The following is a 16,697-nucleotide window of genomic DNA, read 5'->3' on the forward strand; positions in this document are numbered from 1 at the left end:
AACGTTAAAATTTTTTTAAGATTAAATGTGTGTCTTTAAAAGTTGTGTTATAATTATTTCGCTAGCTATAAAATATTAAAATAAAATAAAAATGAAAATTTACAATTAACAAATCTTGTCAAAATGACAGTTTTTGCAGTTTCAAATGCAGCAATTGCTGCGGGAAACGTTGTGATTCTGGTCCGCTTTGATATAAGGAAATAAACCAACTATAAAATAAAAAGGAAAAGAAAAAAATGAAAAATCTAGATCTTAACAAACCTTGCCAAAATGGTTGCTCATGTAACTCAAGTTGTGCGTGTTGCTGCGCAATGACAACCTGCAACTGTTCTCAAAAAAACTAACTACTACAGCTAAAATAAACAAAAAAATAAACAGCAATAGCTAACTTTTTAATCAAAAAAAGCGCGGTTATTGCTGTTTATTTTTTTGTTTATTAAATTTAAATCAAATTATAATTACTACATAAAGCCTATTATTTAACTATTTTATTTTTTTTGGGTAAATTTTACGTTATTTTTGTACTTTTTGCTTTTGTTTTTCAGCTAATAAGCGTTGAAGGACAGCCGATGCTTCCCACACTAAAAAACGGTCAGCAAATTTTCATTAATAACATATAACATAAAAAAACCACGACGAAACGATGTTGTGGTTTTCAAATATAAGGAGCAAATTTTAATCAAAAGATTGATAGGAATGTCTGGCGACAAATTAGAAGTTGGTGAAAATTTTGTTAAGATAAATGGAAAATTAGTTGCAAATTTTGAGGATTTAGGCTTCTGAAAATTTAATGGCACAATTCCTGAAGGTAAATTTTTGCGCTTGGAGATAATATAAATTTTAGCAACGATAGCCGTATTTTTGGACTGTTTGATCTAAGCACAATTCAAGGAATTTGGGTATAAAAGCTAAGTTTTTAATTGTGCTAAAATTTAAATTTTATTGATAAAACATTTTGTCAATAAAAGAATAATCAAAAAAGTATTTGTCTTTGTTTGTCAACATGGAATTTTTTATTTTTCTTGATAATTTAGTATAATTTTCTTATTTACATAGCGTTAAAAAACGATTTGAATTAGAGGCTAAAGTGAACAGAGAAAAAATAATTAAGCTTGCAAAATCGCTTTATTTCATTCCTGATGAGATAGTAATTCAAGCAATTTTGCGAGAAAAAGAGCAAATGTTAGCCAGAATTAGTTACTTGCATAATTTTGATACCGAAGATGTTCAGCCACTAGAAAAAATTAATTCGCTCCCAAAAGGTATAGAAATTTTATTTGATGATATTCCAGATTTTAGCGATTTTTCTAAAATTCTTTTTAAAAATTCTGTTCATTCAAGCGAAAATCGAATAAAAATTAAAAAGGTAATTGATGACTAAATTTGAACTCGATATTTCTGATGCCTTAGAAAAGCTAAAAAAAGATGATAATAATGCTGTTGCATATTTTTTTCAAGAAAAAAACAATAAAAACGGAGTTTTAAAAGGAAAGTTTTTCAGCATCAAATCTAATTTTGCAACTGTAGAAGGGATTTCACACGCCTCATCAAATTCGCTTGTAAATTTCCGACCTTCTTATAATTCAACAGTTTTTGAAAAGTTGCTTAATGCAGGAGCTCAGCCTTTGATTAAAGTTCATAACGACGAACTTGGTCTTGGGGGTAAGGGTCTTTTTTCTGCTTTTGGAGAAATTAAAAATCCGCTTGATAGAGCAAAATTAATTGGCGGCTCTTCTTCTGGTAGTGCCGCAACAATTAATTTTGTGCACTTTGCAATTGGATCTGATACTGGGGATTCAATCAGAAGACCGGCAAGTTTTATAGGAAAAGTTGGTTTTAAACCTTCATATGGCGCTGTTTCTCGGTATGGTTTGTTTCCATATGCAACATCACTTGATACAGTTGCTTGATTAACGCACAATGTTTTTGATTCAATTTTAATTTCACAAGTTGTTTTTGGTATTGATAAAAATGATTTAACTTCAGTTGAAATTGATGTTAGTAACGTTAAAAAAGAAAAGCCAAAAAAAGTTGCTATCCTTGATTTTGAAAACGAAATTGAAGACTATGTTAGTAAAAAACTCTATAAATTAGCCAATGTTTTGAAATTTGACGGCGTTAAATTAGAAATTATTAAACCCGATTTAAGACTTTTAAAAACTATTTTACCAGTTTATGAAATTATTTCTTATTCTGAAGCGACCTCAAATTTATCAGCCATTAATGGTATAACATTTGGTGAAACTGAAAAAAATTTAAAATGGCAGGACATTTTTCTTAAAACAAGAACAAATGGATTTGGTTTTATGTTGCAAAAAAGACTTATTTGGGGATCTTTTTTTCTTGAAAAAGAAAACCAAGAACACTTTTTTATTAAAGCTAAGAAAATGCGGACTTTAATCAAAAAGTATTACGAATCAATTCTTGAACAATTTGATGTAATTATTTTTCCAGCTTTTTATGGCGTTGCCCCTGACATTCTGGGAAAAAATAGTGAACAAAGCGACAAAATTACTAATTTTATCTTAGCGATTTCAAATTTAGTTGGCAACCCCTCTATTAGTCTGCCATTTGGAAAGTACAAAAATTTACCTTTCAATTTAGCGGTGGATTCTAAAATAAATTCGGATGCAAAGCTTTTAGGTTACTCTCTTTATCTTGAGGAAAAAATAGGTGAAATTAAAGATGAATAAAAAATATTTAATCACAATTGGGGTAGAAATTCATTTAGAACTTAATACAAAGGCAAAAATGTTTTCAGATTCACCTAATTTGCGTGGTGATTCTAACAGATTTTTCAACCTTTTTGATTTAGCCTATCTTGGAACTTTGCCAAAAATTAACAAATCAGCGGTTGAAAAAGCAATAATTTTGGCGAAAGCGCTAAAAATGCAAATTTCACCAATATTAGCTTTTGATCGGAAAAATTATTTCTACCCTGATTTGCCAAAAGGTTTTCAAATTAGTCAACAATTTCATCCAATTGGCAAAAATGGAACTATAAATGTTGATGATTCTGTAGTTGAAATTGAAAGAATTCATCTTGAGGAAGACACGGCAAAACAAATTCACAAAGGGGATAAAACCTTTCTTGATTACAACAGATGTGGCGCACCTTTGATCGAAATTGTTACAAAACCGGTATTAAATTCAGCAAGTCAAGCTGCAAAATACGTTGATGAAATTAGAAAATTAGCATTATTTTTAGGGATTTCAGATGCTAAATTAGAAAATGGTTCGCTTCGCGCTGACATAAATATTTCAGTTCGGCCTAAGCACCAGGCTAAGTTCAACCCAAAAGCGGAAATAAAAAATATTAATTCGATATCAAATATTCAAAAAGCAGCAGAACTTGAAATCCAGGAGCAAATCGAAAGCTATGAAAAAGGCGGCAAAGTTGTGCAGCTAACAAAAAAATTTAACGATAAATTGATTAAGAATCAGATTTTGCGCTCTAAATCTGATGCAATTGACTATAAATATTTTCCAGAACCGAACTTGCCTTATATTGAATTAAAGGAAAATTTTGTTGCTAAAATTCAAGTACCAATTACACCGCAAGAAATCGAAATTATGCTAAAAAAAGAAGGCGTTTCAGCCTTTTATATCAGTCAAATTTTAAATAATTTCGAATATTGAACATTTTTAAAAAGTTCAAATCCGGAAAATTGAAATTTAAGTATTAAATTATTTTTTTCGGAAATTGTTCCAATTATCAACAAATTAGGTAGCCAAAATCTAGCAATCAGTTTTGAATTTTTTGGTAAATTAGTCCAAAACCACCTTTTGGGCAAAATTTCAAATTCTGAATTTCGCCAAATAGTTAAAATTAAACAAGAATCAAAAAATCTTGATTTAAACAGCATTTTAGAAAAAATTTCCAAAAAAAAATTATCTGATCAAGAAATTGTGCAGTTTTTAGCCGTAATAGCTAAGCAAGAAACTGTTCTAATTGCCAAAAATAGACAAAAAAAAGAAAAATTGTTTAAGTTTTTTATGGGGAAGTTAATGGAAAAAACAAAAGGTCAGCTAGACCCAAAAAAAGCTAGTGAAATTTTAAAAAACTGACTAGATAATTTTTAATCAAAACAGCAAAAAAGTCAAAAAGTTATTGTTGTGGCTTTTTATTTCGAATTTTGGATTTTTTTAAAATTTTAATTTTGTAAAGGTTTGTCTAACTTAACGTTTAAAAATGCTTTTCTTGTTAAAAGTCTTGTAAGCTGTAAAAATCATCTATATTTTAGTGCTTTTTCGATAATTTTAGCTGAACCAAAAAAGAAAAAGGAATTAAGTAATGATTGAATAAAAAGTGGTCAAACTAGAATACAAAGAAACAAAAAAAGCGGAATTCAAGGCGGTACCGGAAGATGATCAGTGTATGAATCTCAAATAGTAATTCCATAAACTATTAAAAAAATAACTATTGATGTAACAATTCAGCGAAAAAGTATATAAGAGAAAAAGGTTGTTGATTTGTAGTAAATTACAAAATTTTTCCTATTAATTTCATTATTCATTTTCAGTTAGTTCCTTAAATTTTTTAGCGACAAAAATGTAATATATATGTCTAATATCGATGCTATAATCATTGTCATAAATAAATTCAATATTTTCAGTTAGTTCTTTTAATGATAATTTTTCTATTCCAATTTTTTCTTTGAATGTTAAAAAATCATCCTTTGAGTTAAATGTTAAAAGCGGTGATTTCGAATTATAGGCAGAATTTATCATAATAACAGAATCAAAAAATTTGTAAAAATCATTATCAAAAGCTAATCTTAATTTTTTTATTCGCGAATGTTCTTCAAATTCTCGAATTAAATCTACAAGTGGGTAAGAGATTGTTTCATTATAAGGGTTAAAATCAGAGGGTTTTATTAAGTCAAATTCTATTTTTTCATTATAATATTTTAAAAAAGTATCAAAATCAGGTTGCAAAATATTTTTTAGTATTGATTTTTGTTCTAAAACAGCAATAAAATCGCAACTTTGTAAAACTGAGTCAAAATATGCTTGAAAAAGCGCACTTTTTGTAAAGGGTAGAGGCAGAAGGGCAATATCTTTTAAATCAATAAGGGCATTTTGAAATTTAGTTGCCAAATTTGGGCTTAAATGATAATTATTAGAAATAACGATTAATTGCTTAATTTTGTTTGCAACTTGATAAACTGGTTTTGGTAGGGTTAATTTTCCCACTTTAGTTTGATAATTTTTAGGTATAAATTTAAAACTAAAACCTTCGGCTTTTGTTTGTGGATCAAATTTTCGATAAATATTAGGATCTAAAATTTGATTTTCGTCGATTATTATTGTTTCATTAATCCCCAAATTTAAAGGAATGTTTGAGTTTGAGCAAAAATCAATATCATTAATTTTCCGGGTTTTTAAGAAAGTCATACTTTCAGCAAATGAGCCATAAAAAACAATAGAAGGATATTTTTTGCTAAATTCAAGGGCTTTTTTATAGTATTTATTCAAATTTTCATCTTTTAATTTATATAATAAAACAAAACTTAAACGGCTAATAAGGAAAATTTTCAAATATTTTTGGGCAATAAAAAGACTCTTTTTTTCAAAATGTTTAACAAATTGTATTTTTAAAAAAACTCCAAAAAGAAAATAAAACCAGAAGAAGGGCAAAGGTCAAAACGCTGCAAAACCAACTCACCAAATTTCTTTTACTCAGTAAAGTCTAAGCCCAAAACCTAAAAGAAAAAGTGAAATTATAGTTAAAATAACAATTAAAAATATCCGTAAAAATCGTAATGATTTTTCAACAAATATCGAACTTGAAAACTTAACATAATTATTAAGAATTATAGATTTTCTTGACAAGATCATTTTACTACCTTAACAATTATTAACGGTAATATCCGTAAATAAACTTTTCATATTTTGCTTTTTCATACTTATCATATGCTTTTTTGTAAGTTGCTTCAATTAATGTTGCTAATTTATTAGAACCGTCAAGCAAGAATCATACACTAGGCTCTAAAAAGCGATATCAGGGCACATCATAAACCTTGTAGTTAATCAATTTTAGTAACAACACTAATTTTGACAGGGATTTTTTTGTATCTATTAATTCGCGTGCTCTTTCAACAAAGTCATCAAGGTTTTCATTTTTATCCGTATATTTTGAAGATTCGGAGGCAAAAAATAAAGATGCTAAAGTTCCTGTGATTCCAGCAAAACTAGTTAATTTTACAGTGTTAATTTTTTTAATTCATTTAAACTTTGTGGACAACTTTGATATTAAATTATTTGCTAAGCTACTGTTTTTAGCAGCTTGGTTGATCCATGAAATAGGTTTGGGCAAACCTACAGAATCTATAATTTCCGAAACACCTAATATATACAAGGGATCATGAGTATCAACCAAATTTCCGAAAAAATATTCTATACTTTTATCAATAAAATATGACCCCGTCAAAAATGAGATAACATTTGAAAAAACATTAGAAATTTGAGTTAAAACCTTTTTATAACTTAAAACATTTTCAACAAAAGTTCTTAAATAATATGATAAATTATTCCAGTCTGAATCGCTAACATATTGGTCTAATTCAGATGTTTGCTTTGTTTCTAAATATTGTAAAAAACTTAAGTTGAAATTTGAATTATCGTGTTCTTCTAAATCCAAATTTAGTATAATATTTTTTGAATTCAATTCATTTATAATATTTAGAATTAAGCTTTTATCAAATTTTCTTGAAATTTTTTTTGATTCTGCTATAAGTTCTTTGATAAAATCAGCAAATTCATCCCTATTAGGCCCCCCATCTGACAAATAATTTTTTGATATTTGCTGTGGATAATTATTATAATTTCAATGTTCATTTTTTAAAATATCGGTATACATTTTTATCTCCAATTCTCAATTTGTTTAAATAAAACAGTTATAATTTGAATAGTATCATAAACTGATTTTTTGGCTATTAAATATTTGTGTTTATATATTTTTTTATTAATTTTTATTAATGTTTGTTTAAAGTAAAAAAATTTTATCTATTTTTAATTAAGCCTAATTTTAAAGCAAAAATATTTGCTTTGGAATAATAAAGTTTATAGCTAATTTTTAATTTTAAGATGTTTTTCAGTGTCTGAAAATTTTTTCTTAAATTTTTCTAAAAATAATGTAAAATTTATTTATTATGAAAAGCGAAAATAAGAAAAATTTGTTAAAATTTCTTAAAAATATAATAGTGGCAATGTTTGCAATTCGTAGTGTAAAACTTGCAGTTGAAATTACTTTTATTACTTTAATAGTTGTTTCTGGAATTACAGCGCCAGGTATAAAAGACCTAGATGAAAAAATACCTTTAAAGTTCACAACTTCCCAAATTACTTGTCTTATCATCTGGATTTTATTAAGTATCATAAACTGAATTTTATATGTTACTTATTTTATAAAATTAAATTTCCTTGAAAAATCTATATCTTTTAGCGAGTATGCAGCAGTGAAGGTGAAAATGTCATCAATTAGAACTATAGCAATTATTGGATTTTTCATAAGTTATGTTGATATTGCTTCAATGATAATGCTTCTAAGTTTTATGTCGCGTGAGCGAGACAAATTAGCAGGTGAAAGCCAATTAAGTGTTTAAATTTAGACTTTTTTCCTGATTTAGAGAACTTTCATTTCCTTTTATGTAGAAATTTTAATTTTTTTAAGTTGATAATTAGCTAATTAAGGGATTAAAAATTGTTTTTATCATTTCCTGAATTATGTTTTTTTGTGTTTTTTATTTTTTTTCAATTTAAATTTTTGAAAATATCAACAGCATGAACTAAAATAATGCCAATCGGTCCTGCAAAAATAAAAATATCTGCAAAATTAAAAGTACCACTCGAACTATAAAAAGGTAAAAATAGCAAATCTTTTACGGTATTATTGTTCAAAATTCTGTCAATTTCGTTCCCTCAATTGCCCGCTAACAATATTGCCATAAAAATTGTTAGTGAAATTTTTTTGCTAAACGGAATTAGAAATAATAGAATTACTGATAAAAGAAAAGCAAAAATATGGATTACTGTAAATCCGACAATTTTGTTAATTTGCGAAGTTACTCCTTGGTGCAAAAGAGGGCGAAATCCGATAAAACCTCAGGAAATATTTTTTATAAAACCTTTTTTGCTAGAAATTTCATAATCTTCTCAGGAAAAAATTAAATTTTTAGTTAACTGGTCAATTAGCACTAAAATTAAAACAATAAAAAAAGCGATAATAATATTTAAAAATAAGCGTTTTTTCCCAACCAATTGATATTTTTTTTTAACAAAATTAGTTATTTTTTGTATTATGAGTCTCATTTAAAACCTCAGAGCAACGTTGACAAACATTATCAATTTGTTCAAAATGATTTCAACATCTTGGGCATTTTTTCCAGTTAAGCAGTAGAATTTCTGTTTTATCATCACAGAAATCAACTTTTGCCACCATTAGCAATTTTACAAGATCAAGTGATTTGATAAAATCAGATTTGGTATTTATTAAAACCCCAACTTCATTAGGGCGTCTTATTTCTTTTGCTTGAATTTTTTGTTCAATTAGTTGATATATTGAATTTTTGATTTGAAAAAATTTTTCTCATTTTGTGTCAAGTTTTTCGTCAAAGTTGGACTTTTTAAAGAAATCTTCCATATGAACTGAAATTTGTTTGTTTTCTTTTTGAACATGGTAATAAATTTCCTCTGCCGTTGTTGGCATAATCGGGGCAATTGCAATATTTAGAACAATTAAAATTTCGTATAAGTTATATTGGATTTGTCTCCTTTTTAGCGAGTTTTTTTTATCAGCATATAAAATATCTTTAACAATTGATAGGTAAAAATTAGAAAATTCAATAATAAAATTATTGATTATTTTAACCACACGAACAAATCGATTTTGATCATAATTTAGGATTATTTCATTTTTCAGCTTCTGAATTTTATTATAAATATACAAATCAATTTCTGTTAATTCATATTTTTTGGGTTCAAAATCGACCAAATTTGTTATTAAAAACCTAATTGTATTGCGAATTTTACGGTAAATTTCTACATTTTGTTCAAAAATTGATTCAGAATAGACAACATCATTATAATATTCGCTATTTGCAACTCAAAGGCGAAAAATATCACAACCATATTTGTTCAAAATTACAATCGGATCAACACCATTTCCTTTAGATTTGGACATTTTATTGCCTTTTGAATCAACAACAAAACCATGGGAAAGCAGTTTCTTATAGGGCGAGAAGCCAAAATATATCACTGAATTTATCAAAGAAGAGTTAAATCAGCCCCGATATTGGTCAGAACCTTCAAAGTAAATATCAAAAGGAGCTTTTTCGCCATCAATATTTGCAGCTAAAAAACTAACTCCTGAATCAAATCAGACATCCAAAATGTTATTTTCTTTAGTCCAGCCTAAATTTTGGTATTCGCGAGGAAGAAGTTCATCAACGGTTTTTTCATACCAAATTGATGAGCCATGTTTTTCAACTAGTGAAATTATATGATCAAAAATTTCTGGTTTATCAAGAACCGGTTTTTTATTTTGATCATAAAAAATAATTAGCGGAATTCCTCAACTGCGCTGTCGCGAAATTAGCCAATCTTTTCTGTCAATTATCATTTTTTTTAAGCGATTTTTAAGTCAAATTTCCGGAAAATCAATTTTTTCTATTGCATTTTCAAGCTTTTTTTTGATTTTTTCAACTGAAACAAATCATTGTGGGGTTCCGCGATAAATTACCGGTTTTAATGTTCTTCAATCATGAGGAAATGAGTGTTTAATAAAACTTAGGTTCAAAATTGCTGATTTTTTGTCAAGGAATTCAGTTATTAATTTATTGGAATCTGCATAAAATAGCCCTGAAAATTGCCCTGCGTTTTCATTAAATTTTCCATCATCATTTACGTGCATAACCATTTCGAGGTTATTTTCTCGCCCGATTCAGTAATCATCTTCGCCAAAAAGTGGGGCTAAATGAACAAGTCCTGATCCTGCATCTAAAGTTACATGTTTTCCTGAAACAACCGGGCAAAATTTTTCAAAAATTGGGTGTAAATATTCAATTCCTAAAATTGACTTTCCAGTAAAACTAGCTATGATTTTATAGTCTTTTCATCCAAAAGTGGTACTTAATTTTTCTAGCAAATTTTCAGCGAGAATGTAAAAATTTTCACCACTTTTTAGGCGAATATAATTAAAATTTAGACCAACAGCAACTCCTGAATTTGCAATCAAAGTTCAAGGTGTTGTCGTTCAAATTACAAGTTTGTCATTTATATTAACAAAATTATTACCTTTTTTTATATTAAAACTGATAAATAATGAAGGTGATTTGTGAATTAGATATTCAATTTCAGCTTCAGCAAGGGCGCTTTGGCTACTTGGGGATCAAAAAATTGGCTTTAAAGCGCGATAAACAAGTCCGTCGCCAACCATTTTTTTGAATAATTTAAGCTGTTTAGCCTCATAATCGGGAGTATTTGTTTTGTAAATTTTTTTAAAATCAGTTAATAAATTTAGCTTTTTAAATTGTAGCATTTGCGCTAAAATCTGTGAATTTGCAAATTCATTTGACTTTTTGCGGATTTCAAGAACTGATTTTGATTCAATTTGGTTAATAATTTTGTTCTCAATTGGCAAACCATGAGTATCTCAACCCGGAACAAACGGTGAATAAAAACCTGCCATAGTTTTGTAGCGAACAATAATATCTTTTAAAACTTTATTAAGTGCATGTCCAATGTGGATGTCGCCATTTGCATAAGGGGGCCCGTCGTGGAGAATGAATCTTGGGCTGTTGTATCTTTTAGATAAAATTTTTTGATAAATGTGATTTTTTTCTCAAAAATCAGCATAAAATTTGTCTTTTTCTGTCAAATTTGCTTTCATGGCAAAATCAGAATTGAAAATATTTAAAGAATTTTTATAGTAATTTTTGCCCATTATTAGCTGTCCTTTTCTATTTTTTTTAGAATTGATTCAACATCTAATTCGCTAATTTCGCGAAGTTTAGTTTCTAGGTTTATTATCGGCTTGTTTTCTTTAGTTTTTGTTTTAATATTTTTGTTATTAGAATCGTTTTTTGAATAAAAAAAACTATTTTTTCCGTTATTTTTCACTATTTTGTTTTTTTGTGCAAAGAATTTATATTTTATTTTTGCATTAGTTTTTAAGTTTGCAAAATCAGAAATAGTAAAAATTTTTAAAGGTTTATTAAATTCAAAAACTTTTAAATTGTCACTAAAAACAGCGATACTTTTCGGAGTCTGAGAAAAGTCAAGCTGTGTTTCAAAGTTTTTTGGGGCTATTTTTTTATTCCCAAAATGTAAATTGGCAGTGTCAATTTTTTCAAATCGAGAATAAAAATCGATAACTGCAAGCGAATCTGATGTTTCAATAGTTTGGCTTGCAGTAACAAATTCGTTTTTGCGAAGACTTAAAATTTTGACTCCTGATGAATTTCGCGAATATATCGGTATTTCTGAGACACTTATTTTTAAAGCGCGATTTTGTGTTGTGAAAAATACAATGTTTTTCAATTTGTTTTCCAAAAATGCGCTAATAAATTTGTCATCCTCCTTAATGCGAAAAATATTTTGTAGCTTTTTCTGCCTAATTTTTGCTAGTTGTTCTAAACTCATTCGTTTTGCAAAACCGAATTTGGTGATAAAAATTAAAAACTGATTATCTTCAAAATTATCAACAAAAAAAGCGCTTAAAATATGATCAGCATTTGGGATTCCTAAAGTAATTCTTAAATTATTTGGCGCGCTTTTTAAATTTGATTCATCAATTTGATGGGCAGAAAAAATTGCTATATCTCCTTTATTTGTAAAAAAAATTCCTTTTTGCCGTTGGTTAATTTGATCTTGAAAAATAAAAATATCATTTTCTGGAAGTTGAGTTTTTTCAATTTCTTCGAGTGCAGAATTTTTTATATCTAATTTTTTATAAAGCCCAGATTTTGTAATTCAAAAATAAAAAAATTCATCTTTTATTAGATCGCCTTGGTTTATTTTTATTTTTAAATCAGAGTCGATAATTTGGGTTTTTCGAGGTTGGGTGTACAATTTTTTAAATTTTTTTAAGATTTGAATTAAATTTGTGTTAAATTCATCTTTATTTGCAACAAGATTTTCTAGCTTGCTAATATTTTCTTCTAAATTTTTTGACTCTTCACGAAAAGTTTGCTGCTCAATTTTAGAAAGGCGATACAATCTCATTGAAGCAATTGCATCAGCTTGAATTTCGCTAAAACCAAAAAATTTTATTAAATCGGCAATAACCCCAACTTTTGAATTATCAGATTCGCGAATAATTTTAATTACATCATCAGTTATTTCGGCAACCTTGAGAAAACCTTTAATAATTTCTAATCTTTTTTTATTTTTGTAAAGTTCAAAATTAAATTCAGCAAGTTTAATTTTTCTTAAATGCTCAAGATAGAAGAAAATTATTTCCTTAATTGTCAAAAGCTTTGGTGAATTATTACAAATTGCAACAGAATTATAAGAATAATGGATTTGTAAATCGGTTTTTTGAAGTAAATAAGTAATAATTAAGTCAGGATTAGCATTATTTTCTAGTTCAATAAAAATTGAGATTCCATTTTGATCAGATTGATCAATTACCTCTTTAATTCCGTAAATTTGCTCTTCAAAACGAATGTTGTCGATTTGTTGAATCAAATTTGATTTGGAAGTTCCAAAAGGAATAGCAGTAATTTCAATTATTTTTTGGCCTTTTTTTTCAGAAATTTTATAATTTGAACTTATTTTTATCTTGCCTTTTCCAGTTTTAAAAGCATCAAAAATGCCCGATTTTCCATAAACAATTCCTCCTGTCGGAAAATCAGGGCCTAAAATCACTGTAGAAATTTCTTCAATCGAAATTCCGGGATTTCTAATCATCAAAATTGTTGCATCAATTACTTCGCCTAAGTTGTGCGGGGGGATTTCGGTTGCAAATCCGCTTGCGATTCCAATTGCGCCATTAATTAGTAAGTTAGGAAAAATTGCAGGTAAAATTGTTGGTTCTTTTTCACTATCATCAAAATTAGGGCAAAAACTTACAACATTTTTTGAGATTAGTTCAAGTAAATGTTCACTTATTTCTGAAAGTCTCACTTCTGTATATCGCATTGCCGCTGGAGGGTCGTCGTCAATTGAGCCTTTATTTCCGTGCATTTCAACAAGTGGAATATTCATTTTTCATTCCTGAGAAAGTCTAACAAGAGCATCATAAATTGAACTATCACCGTGGGGGTGATATTTTCCGATAACATCACCGACAACTCTAGCTGATTTTTTGTAATTTTTACTATTCTTTAATCCTAATTGCCACATTGAATAAAGAATTCGTCTTTGAACAGGTTTTAGACCATCTCTGACATCAGGAATTGCCCGATGTTGAATTATATATTTAGAATAACGAATGAATTTTTGCGCCAAAATCTTTTCTAATTTGGAATTAATTATCAAATCTAGGCTTTTATTCATATGTTGGTCCCATTAAATTGTCAATAAAATTATCTTCAAGTGAAAAATCAACATTCTTTTCTATTCAATTTTTACGAAGATCAGATTTTTCTCCCATTAAAATTTTGAAATTTTCCTCAACTTTTGCATAATCATCGATTAAAACTTTTTCCAAAATTCGTTTTGCAGGGTCCATTGTTGTTTCTCAAAGTTGATTTGCATTCATTTCTCCAAGCCCTTTATAACGCTGAATTTGCAAGTTTTTCCCATTAATTCTTTTTTGAAACTCTTTTTCTTCCCAAATAAAAATATCTTTTTTACCTTTTTCACTGATTCGATATAAAGGAGGCTGAGCTATAAAAACCAAACCATTTTCGATTAAAGGTCGCATGTGTAGGAAAAGAAAAGTCAAAATTAGAATTTGAATATGCGCGCCATCATTATCAGCGTCGGTCATAATGATAATTTTGCCATAATTTAAGTTTTTAAGGTTAAAATTTTGACCAACCCCTGTTCCTAAAGCGCTAATAATTGCAATAATTTCTTCATTTTTCAAAAGTTCAATTAACCTTGTTTTTTGCGCGTTAACAATTTTACCTTTTAAAGGTAAAATAGCTTGAAACTCACGGTTTCTAGCGAGTTTAGCAGAGCCGCCAGCAGATTCGCCCTCAACTAAAAAAAGTTCGCGATTTATAGCTTTTTTTGAATTTGCGGGCGTTAATTTACCTGATAGAATTCGTTTTTCTTTTGTTATTGATTTAGTAGTTTTTGACTCAATTATGTTTAATTTGGATTGCTGACGTTGGCGATAAATTTCTAATAAAAAGTTGATAATTTTAGTTGCAATATCTTTATTTAGCGCAAAAAAGGACATTAGATTTGTAAAAATAATTTCTTCTGTGACTGTTTTTGCTAAAATTGTCGATAATTTGTTTTTTGTTTGACCTACAAATTCAAGAATCGGCTCAGGTATTCGAAGTGATAAAACTGCTGAAAGACCAACTTTTGCATCAGAAAATTCCAAAAATTGTTTAGTTTTAATTAAATTATTTTGTTGTCCGTAAGTGTTAATTGCTTTTAAAAATCCTAATTTAAAGCCATTTTCATGACTTCCGCCTAAATTAGTTTTTACATTATTAACAAAAGAAATAATGTTTTCTTGTTGCGAATCAACATACTGGAATGCAAATTCTACTATAATTTCTTGCATTTTTTCTTTAAAACTAATAATTTTATCATGTATTTTGTTTTGGCTTTTGTTTAAAAACTCTACAAAACCTTTAATACCATTTTCACAGCTAAAATTTTGACTAATATTATTTTTTAAGTCAATAAAATTAATTTTTAAGTTGTTAACCAAAAAACAAGTCTCACGTAAACGAGGAATTATTATTTCTGGTTCAAATTCAGTGTGTGAAAAAAGCGAAAAATCAGGTAAAAATTTAATTTTTGTTCCTGTTGTTTTGCTTGAATCAATAACTTTTGTTCGAGTCTCAATTTTTCCACCGTTAATAAAAGATGTATAAAATAATTTTGTATTTCGGTTTACAAAAATTTCAAGTTTTTTAGAAAGAGCATTAACAACTGAGGAACCAACACCATGAAGTCCGCTAGCAGTTTTGTAGATTTCATCAGAAAATTTAGCACCCGAATGTAATTCACTAAAAACTAATTCAACACCAGTTTTTCCTGTTTTTTTATGAATTTCAGTTGGAATGCCTCGTCCATTATCGCTAATTTCAATTGAATTATCTGTATTAATAGTTAGCGAAATTTCATCGCCATATCCTGCAATCACTTCATCAATTGCGTTGTCAAAAATTTCTCAAATTAATTGGTGCAATCCGTTGATATCGGTGGATCCAATATACATTCCTGGCCGTTTTCTGACTGCCTCAAGACCCTTTAAAAGTTTAAGTTTTTCAACTGAATAACTCATGCAATCTTTTCTAACCTTTCTAAAAACGAGTAAGTTTTTCACATAAATTTTATACAAAAAGATAAAAATTTTAGCAAAAATTTTAATGCAAAATTAAGAAAAGATGATAAAATTAATAAAAAAAGTTAAATTTTGTTAAGTTTTTATTATTTTTAAAGCAAAATTAAATAAAAAAGTATTATTAGAGAAAAGAGACTTTAAATGAAAAAAATAGCAATTAATGGATTTGGAAGAATTGGAAGATTGGCGCTTCGTCGTCTTTTTGAAGTTAATGATGAAAATTTGAAGGTTGTTGCAATCAATGATTTAACAGATGCAGCAGTTTTAGCGCATCTTTTTAAATACGATTCAGCACATGGAAAATTTAATGGAGAAATTACAGTTTTAAAAGAAAATGGCAAAAACTACCTTAAAATTAATGGTGAAAAAATCCTCGTTTTTTCTGAAAGAGACCCAAAATTATTACCTTGAGAAGAACTTGGAATTGATTTAGTGGTTGAATGCACAGGATTTTTTGCTTCTAAATCAGGTGCAAGTTTACATTTAGAAGCTGGTGCAAAAAAGGTAATTATATCTGCGCCCGCCGGAAATGATGTTAAAACTATTGTTTATAATGTAAATTGTGATACAATCGATAGAAATGATAGAATTTTATCATCTGCTTCATGTACTACAAATGCACTTGCTCCACTTGTAAACGCCCTTGATAAAGAATTTGGAATAAATCACGGATTTATGACAACAATTCACGCTTATACAGCGGATCAAAGACTACAAGATGCGCCGCATAGCGATTTAAGAAGAGCTCGAGCTGCCGGGGTTAATTTAGTTCCTTCATCAACTGGGGCTGCAAAAGCAATTGGTCTTGTTGTTCCATCTTTAACAGGAAAACTTGATGGAATTGCAATTAGAGTCCCCGTAATTACAGGATCTTTTGTTGATTTAAGTGTCGAATTAAATACAACCCCATCTGTTGAAGAAGTAAACGAACGCATTAAAAAATATGCAAACGAGTCTTTTGCATATTGCAATGAACCCATTGTTTCTAGCGATATCATCGGGGACAAACATGGTTCAATTTTTGATGCAACTTTAACAAAATTTGTCGAAGCCAATGGGAAAAGACTCTATAAATTATACGCCTGGTATGATAATGAGTATTCATTTGTTTCCCAATTTGTAAGAGTGATTAGATATTTTGTGAAAAAATAATAGGAATAACCTTAGCAACAACAGCAACAATAAATAAATAAACTCTAAAATAAAAACAGAAAGAAAA

14 protein-coding genes are annotated in these 16,697 nt (G+C 28.3%); 7 read left to right on the forward strand and 7 right to left on the reverse strand.

What is annotated here, in order from left to right; genetic code table 4:
* Positions 1-648 precede the first annotated feature (648 nt).
* From MYF_RS03395 to gatB, 5 genes are all read left to right on the forward strand, one after another.
* Positions 649-837 carry a S26 family signal peptidase gene (locus MYF_RS03395; RefSeq protein WP_002557874.1) on the forward strand — a complete coding sequence of 63 codons (189 nt, stop codon included), beginning with the start codon at positions 649-651 and terminating at the stop codon, positions 835-837.
* Positions 834-905 (forward strand): hypothetical protein, encoded by a 72-nt coding sequence (locus tag MYF_RS03525; protein ID WP_323749063.1) that lies wholly within the window; start codon positions 834-836, stop codon positions 903-905. Before MYF_RS03395 ends, MYF_RS03525 begins: the two co-directional genes overlap by 4 nt.
* Before the next feature lie 182 nt (positions 906-1,087).
* On the forward strand, positions 1,088-1,381 hold the full coding sequence (locus MYF_RS00085) for a hypothetical protein (RefSeq protein WP_002557875.1): 294 nt from the start codon (positions 1,088-1,090) through the stop codon (positions 1,379-1,381).
* Complete coding sequence (locus MYF_RS00090; protein ID WP_002557876.1) at positions 1,374-2,693, forward strand: amidase family protein; 1,320 nt, start codon at positions 1,374-1,376, stop codon at positions 2,691-2,693. Before MYF_RS00085 ends, MYF_RS00090 begins: the two co-directional genes overlap by 8 nt.
* A complete protein-coding gene (gene gatB, locus MYF_RS00095; protein ID WP_002557877.1) occupies positions 2,686-4,083 on the forward strand; it encodes an Asp-tRNA(Asn)/Glu-tRNA(Gln) amidotransferase subunit GatB in 1,398 nt (465 codons plus the stop codon). The genes MYF_RS00090 and gatB overlap by 8 nt, the downstream gene beginning before the upstream one ends.
* Before the next feature lie 71 nt (positions 4,084-4,154).
* On the opposite strand, the gene MYF_RS00100 is transcribed toward gatB, so the two are convergent.
* Genes MYF_RS00100 through MYF_RS00110 form a run of 3 tightly spaced genes read right to left on the reverse strand, consistent with a single transcriptional unit; the run spans position 4,155 to position 6,862 of the window.
* A complete protein-coding gene (locus MYF_RS00100) occupies positions 4,155-4,517 on the reverse strand; it encodes a hypothetical protein (protein ID WP_039387482.1) in 363 nt (120 codons plus the stop codon).
* Complete coding sequence (locus tag MYF_RS00105) at positions 4,510-5,841, reverse strand: hypothetical protein (protein WP_002557879.1); 1,332 nt, start codon at positions 5,839-5,841, stop codon at positions 4,510-4,512. Before MYF_RS00105 ends, MYF_RS00100 begins: the two co-directional genes overlap by 8 nt.
* Before the next feature lie 19 nt (positions 5,842-5,860).
* A complete protein-coding gene (locus tag MYF_RS00110; RefSeq protein WP_002557880.1) occupies positions 5,861-6,862 on the reverse strand; it encodes a hypothetical protein in 1,002 nt (333 codons plus the stop codon).
* 292 nt (positions 6,863-7,154) lie between these two features.
* Between MYF_RS00110 and MYF_RS03155 the strand changes: the two genes are divergently transcribed.
* Positions 7,155-7,607, forward strand: coding sequence for a hypothetical protein (locus tag MYF_RS03155; RefSeq protein ID WP_002557881.1), 453 nt, complete (start codon positions 7,155-7,157; stop codon positions 7,605-7,607).
* A gap of 91 nt (positions 7,608-7,698) precedes the next feature.
* Here the strand turns inward: MYF_RS03155 and MYF_RS00120 are convergent, their stop codons facing one another.
* From MYF_RS00120 to MYF_RS00135, 4 genes are read right to left on the reverse strand one after another with little or no spacing between them, the layout of a single operon-like run.
* A complete protein-coding gene (locus MYF_RS00120) occupies positions 7,699-8,313 on the reverse strand; it encodes a signal peptidase II (protein WP_002557882.1) in 615 nt (204 codons plus the stop codon).
* Positions 8,285-10,945 (reverse strand): isoleucine--tRNA ligase, encoded by a 2,661-nt coding sequence (ileS, locus tag MYF_RS00125; RefSeq protein ID WP_002557883.1) that lies wholly within the window; start codon positions 10,943-10,945, stop codon positions 8,285-8,287. The genes MYF_RS00120 and ileS overlap by 29 nt, the downstream gene beginning before the upstream one ends.
* Before the next feature lie 2 nt (positions 10,946-10,947).
* Positions 10,948-13,500: a DNA topoisomerase IV subunit A gene (locus tag MYF_RS00130; RefSeq protein WP_002557884.1), complete on the reverse strand. Its 2,553-nt coding sequence runs from the start codon at positions 13,498-13,500 to the stop codon at positions 10,948-10,950.
* Entirely contained in the window at positions 13,493-15,418 is a 1,926-nt protein-coding gene (locus MYF_RS00135) for a DNA gyrase/topoisomerase IV subunit B (protein WP_039387485.1), read from the reverse strand. The genes MYF_RS00130 and MYF_RS00135 overlap by 8 nt, the downstream gene beginning before the upstream one ends.
* A 201-nt stretch (positions 15,419-15,619) precedes the next feature.
* On the opposite strand from MYF_RS00135, the gene gap reads away from it, so the two are divergent.
* The gene (gene gap, locus MYF_RS00140) at positions 15,620-16,630 is read left to right on the forward strand and encodes a type I glyceraldehyde-3-phosphate dehydrogenase (protein WP_002557886.1); all 1,011 of its coding nucleotides are present in this window, start codon (positions 15,620-15,622) and stop codon (positions 16,628-16,630) included.
* Positions 16,631-16,697: the final 67 nt, after the last annotated feature.

The sequence above is a fragment of the Mesomycoplasma flocculare ATCC 27399 genome (assembly GCF_000815065.1).
GTDB classification, from domain to species: domain Bacteria; phylum Bacillota_I; class Bacilli_A; order Mycoplasmatales; family Metamycoplasmataceae; genus Mesomycoplasma; species Mesomycoplasma flocculare.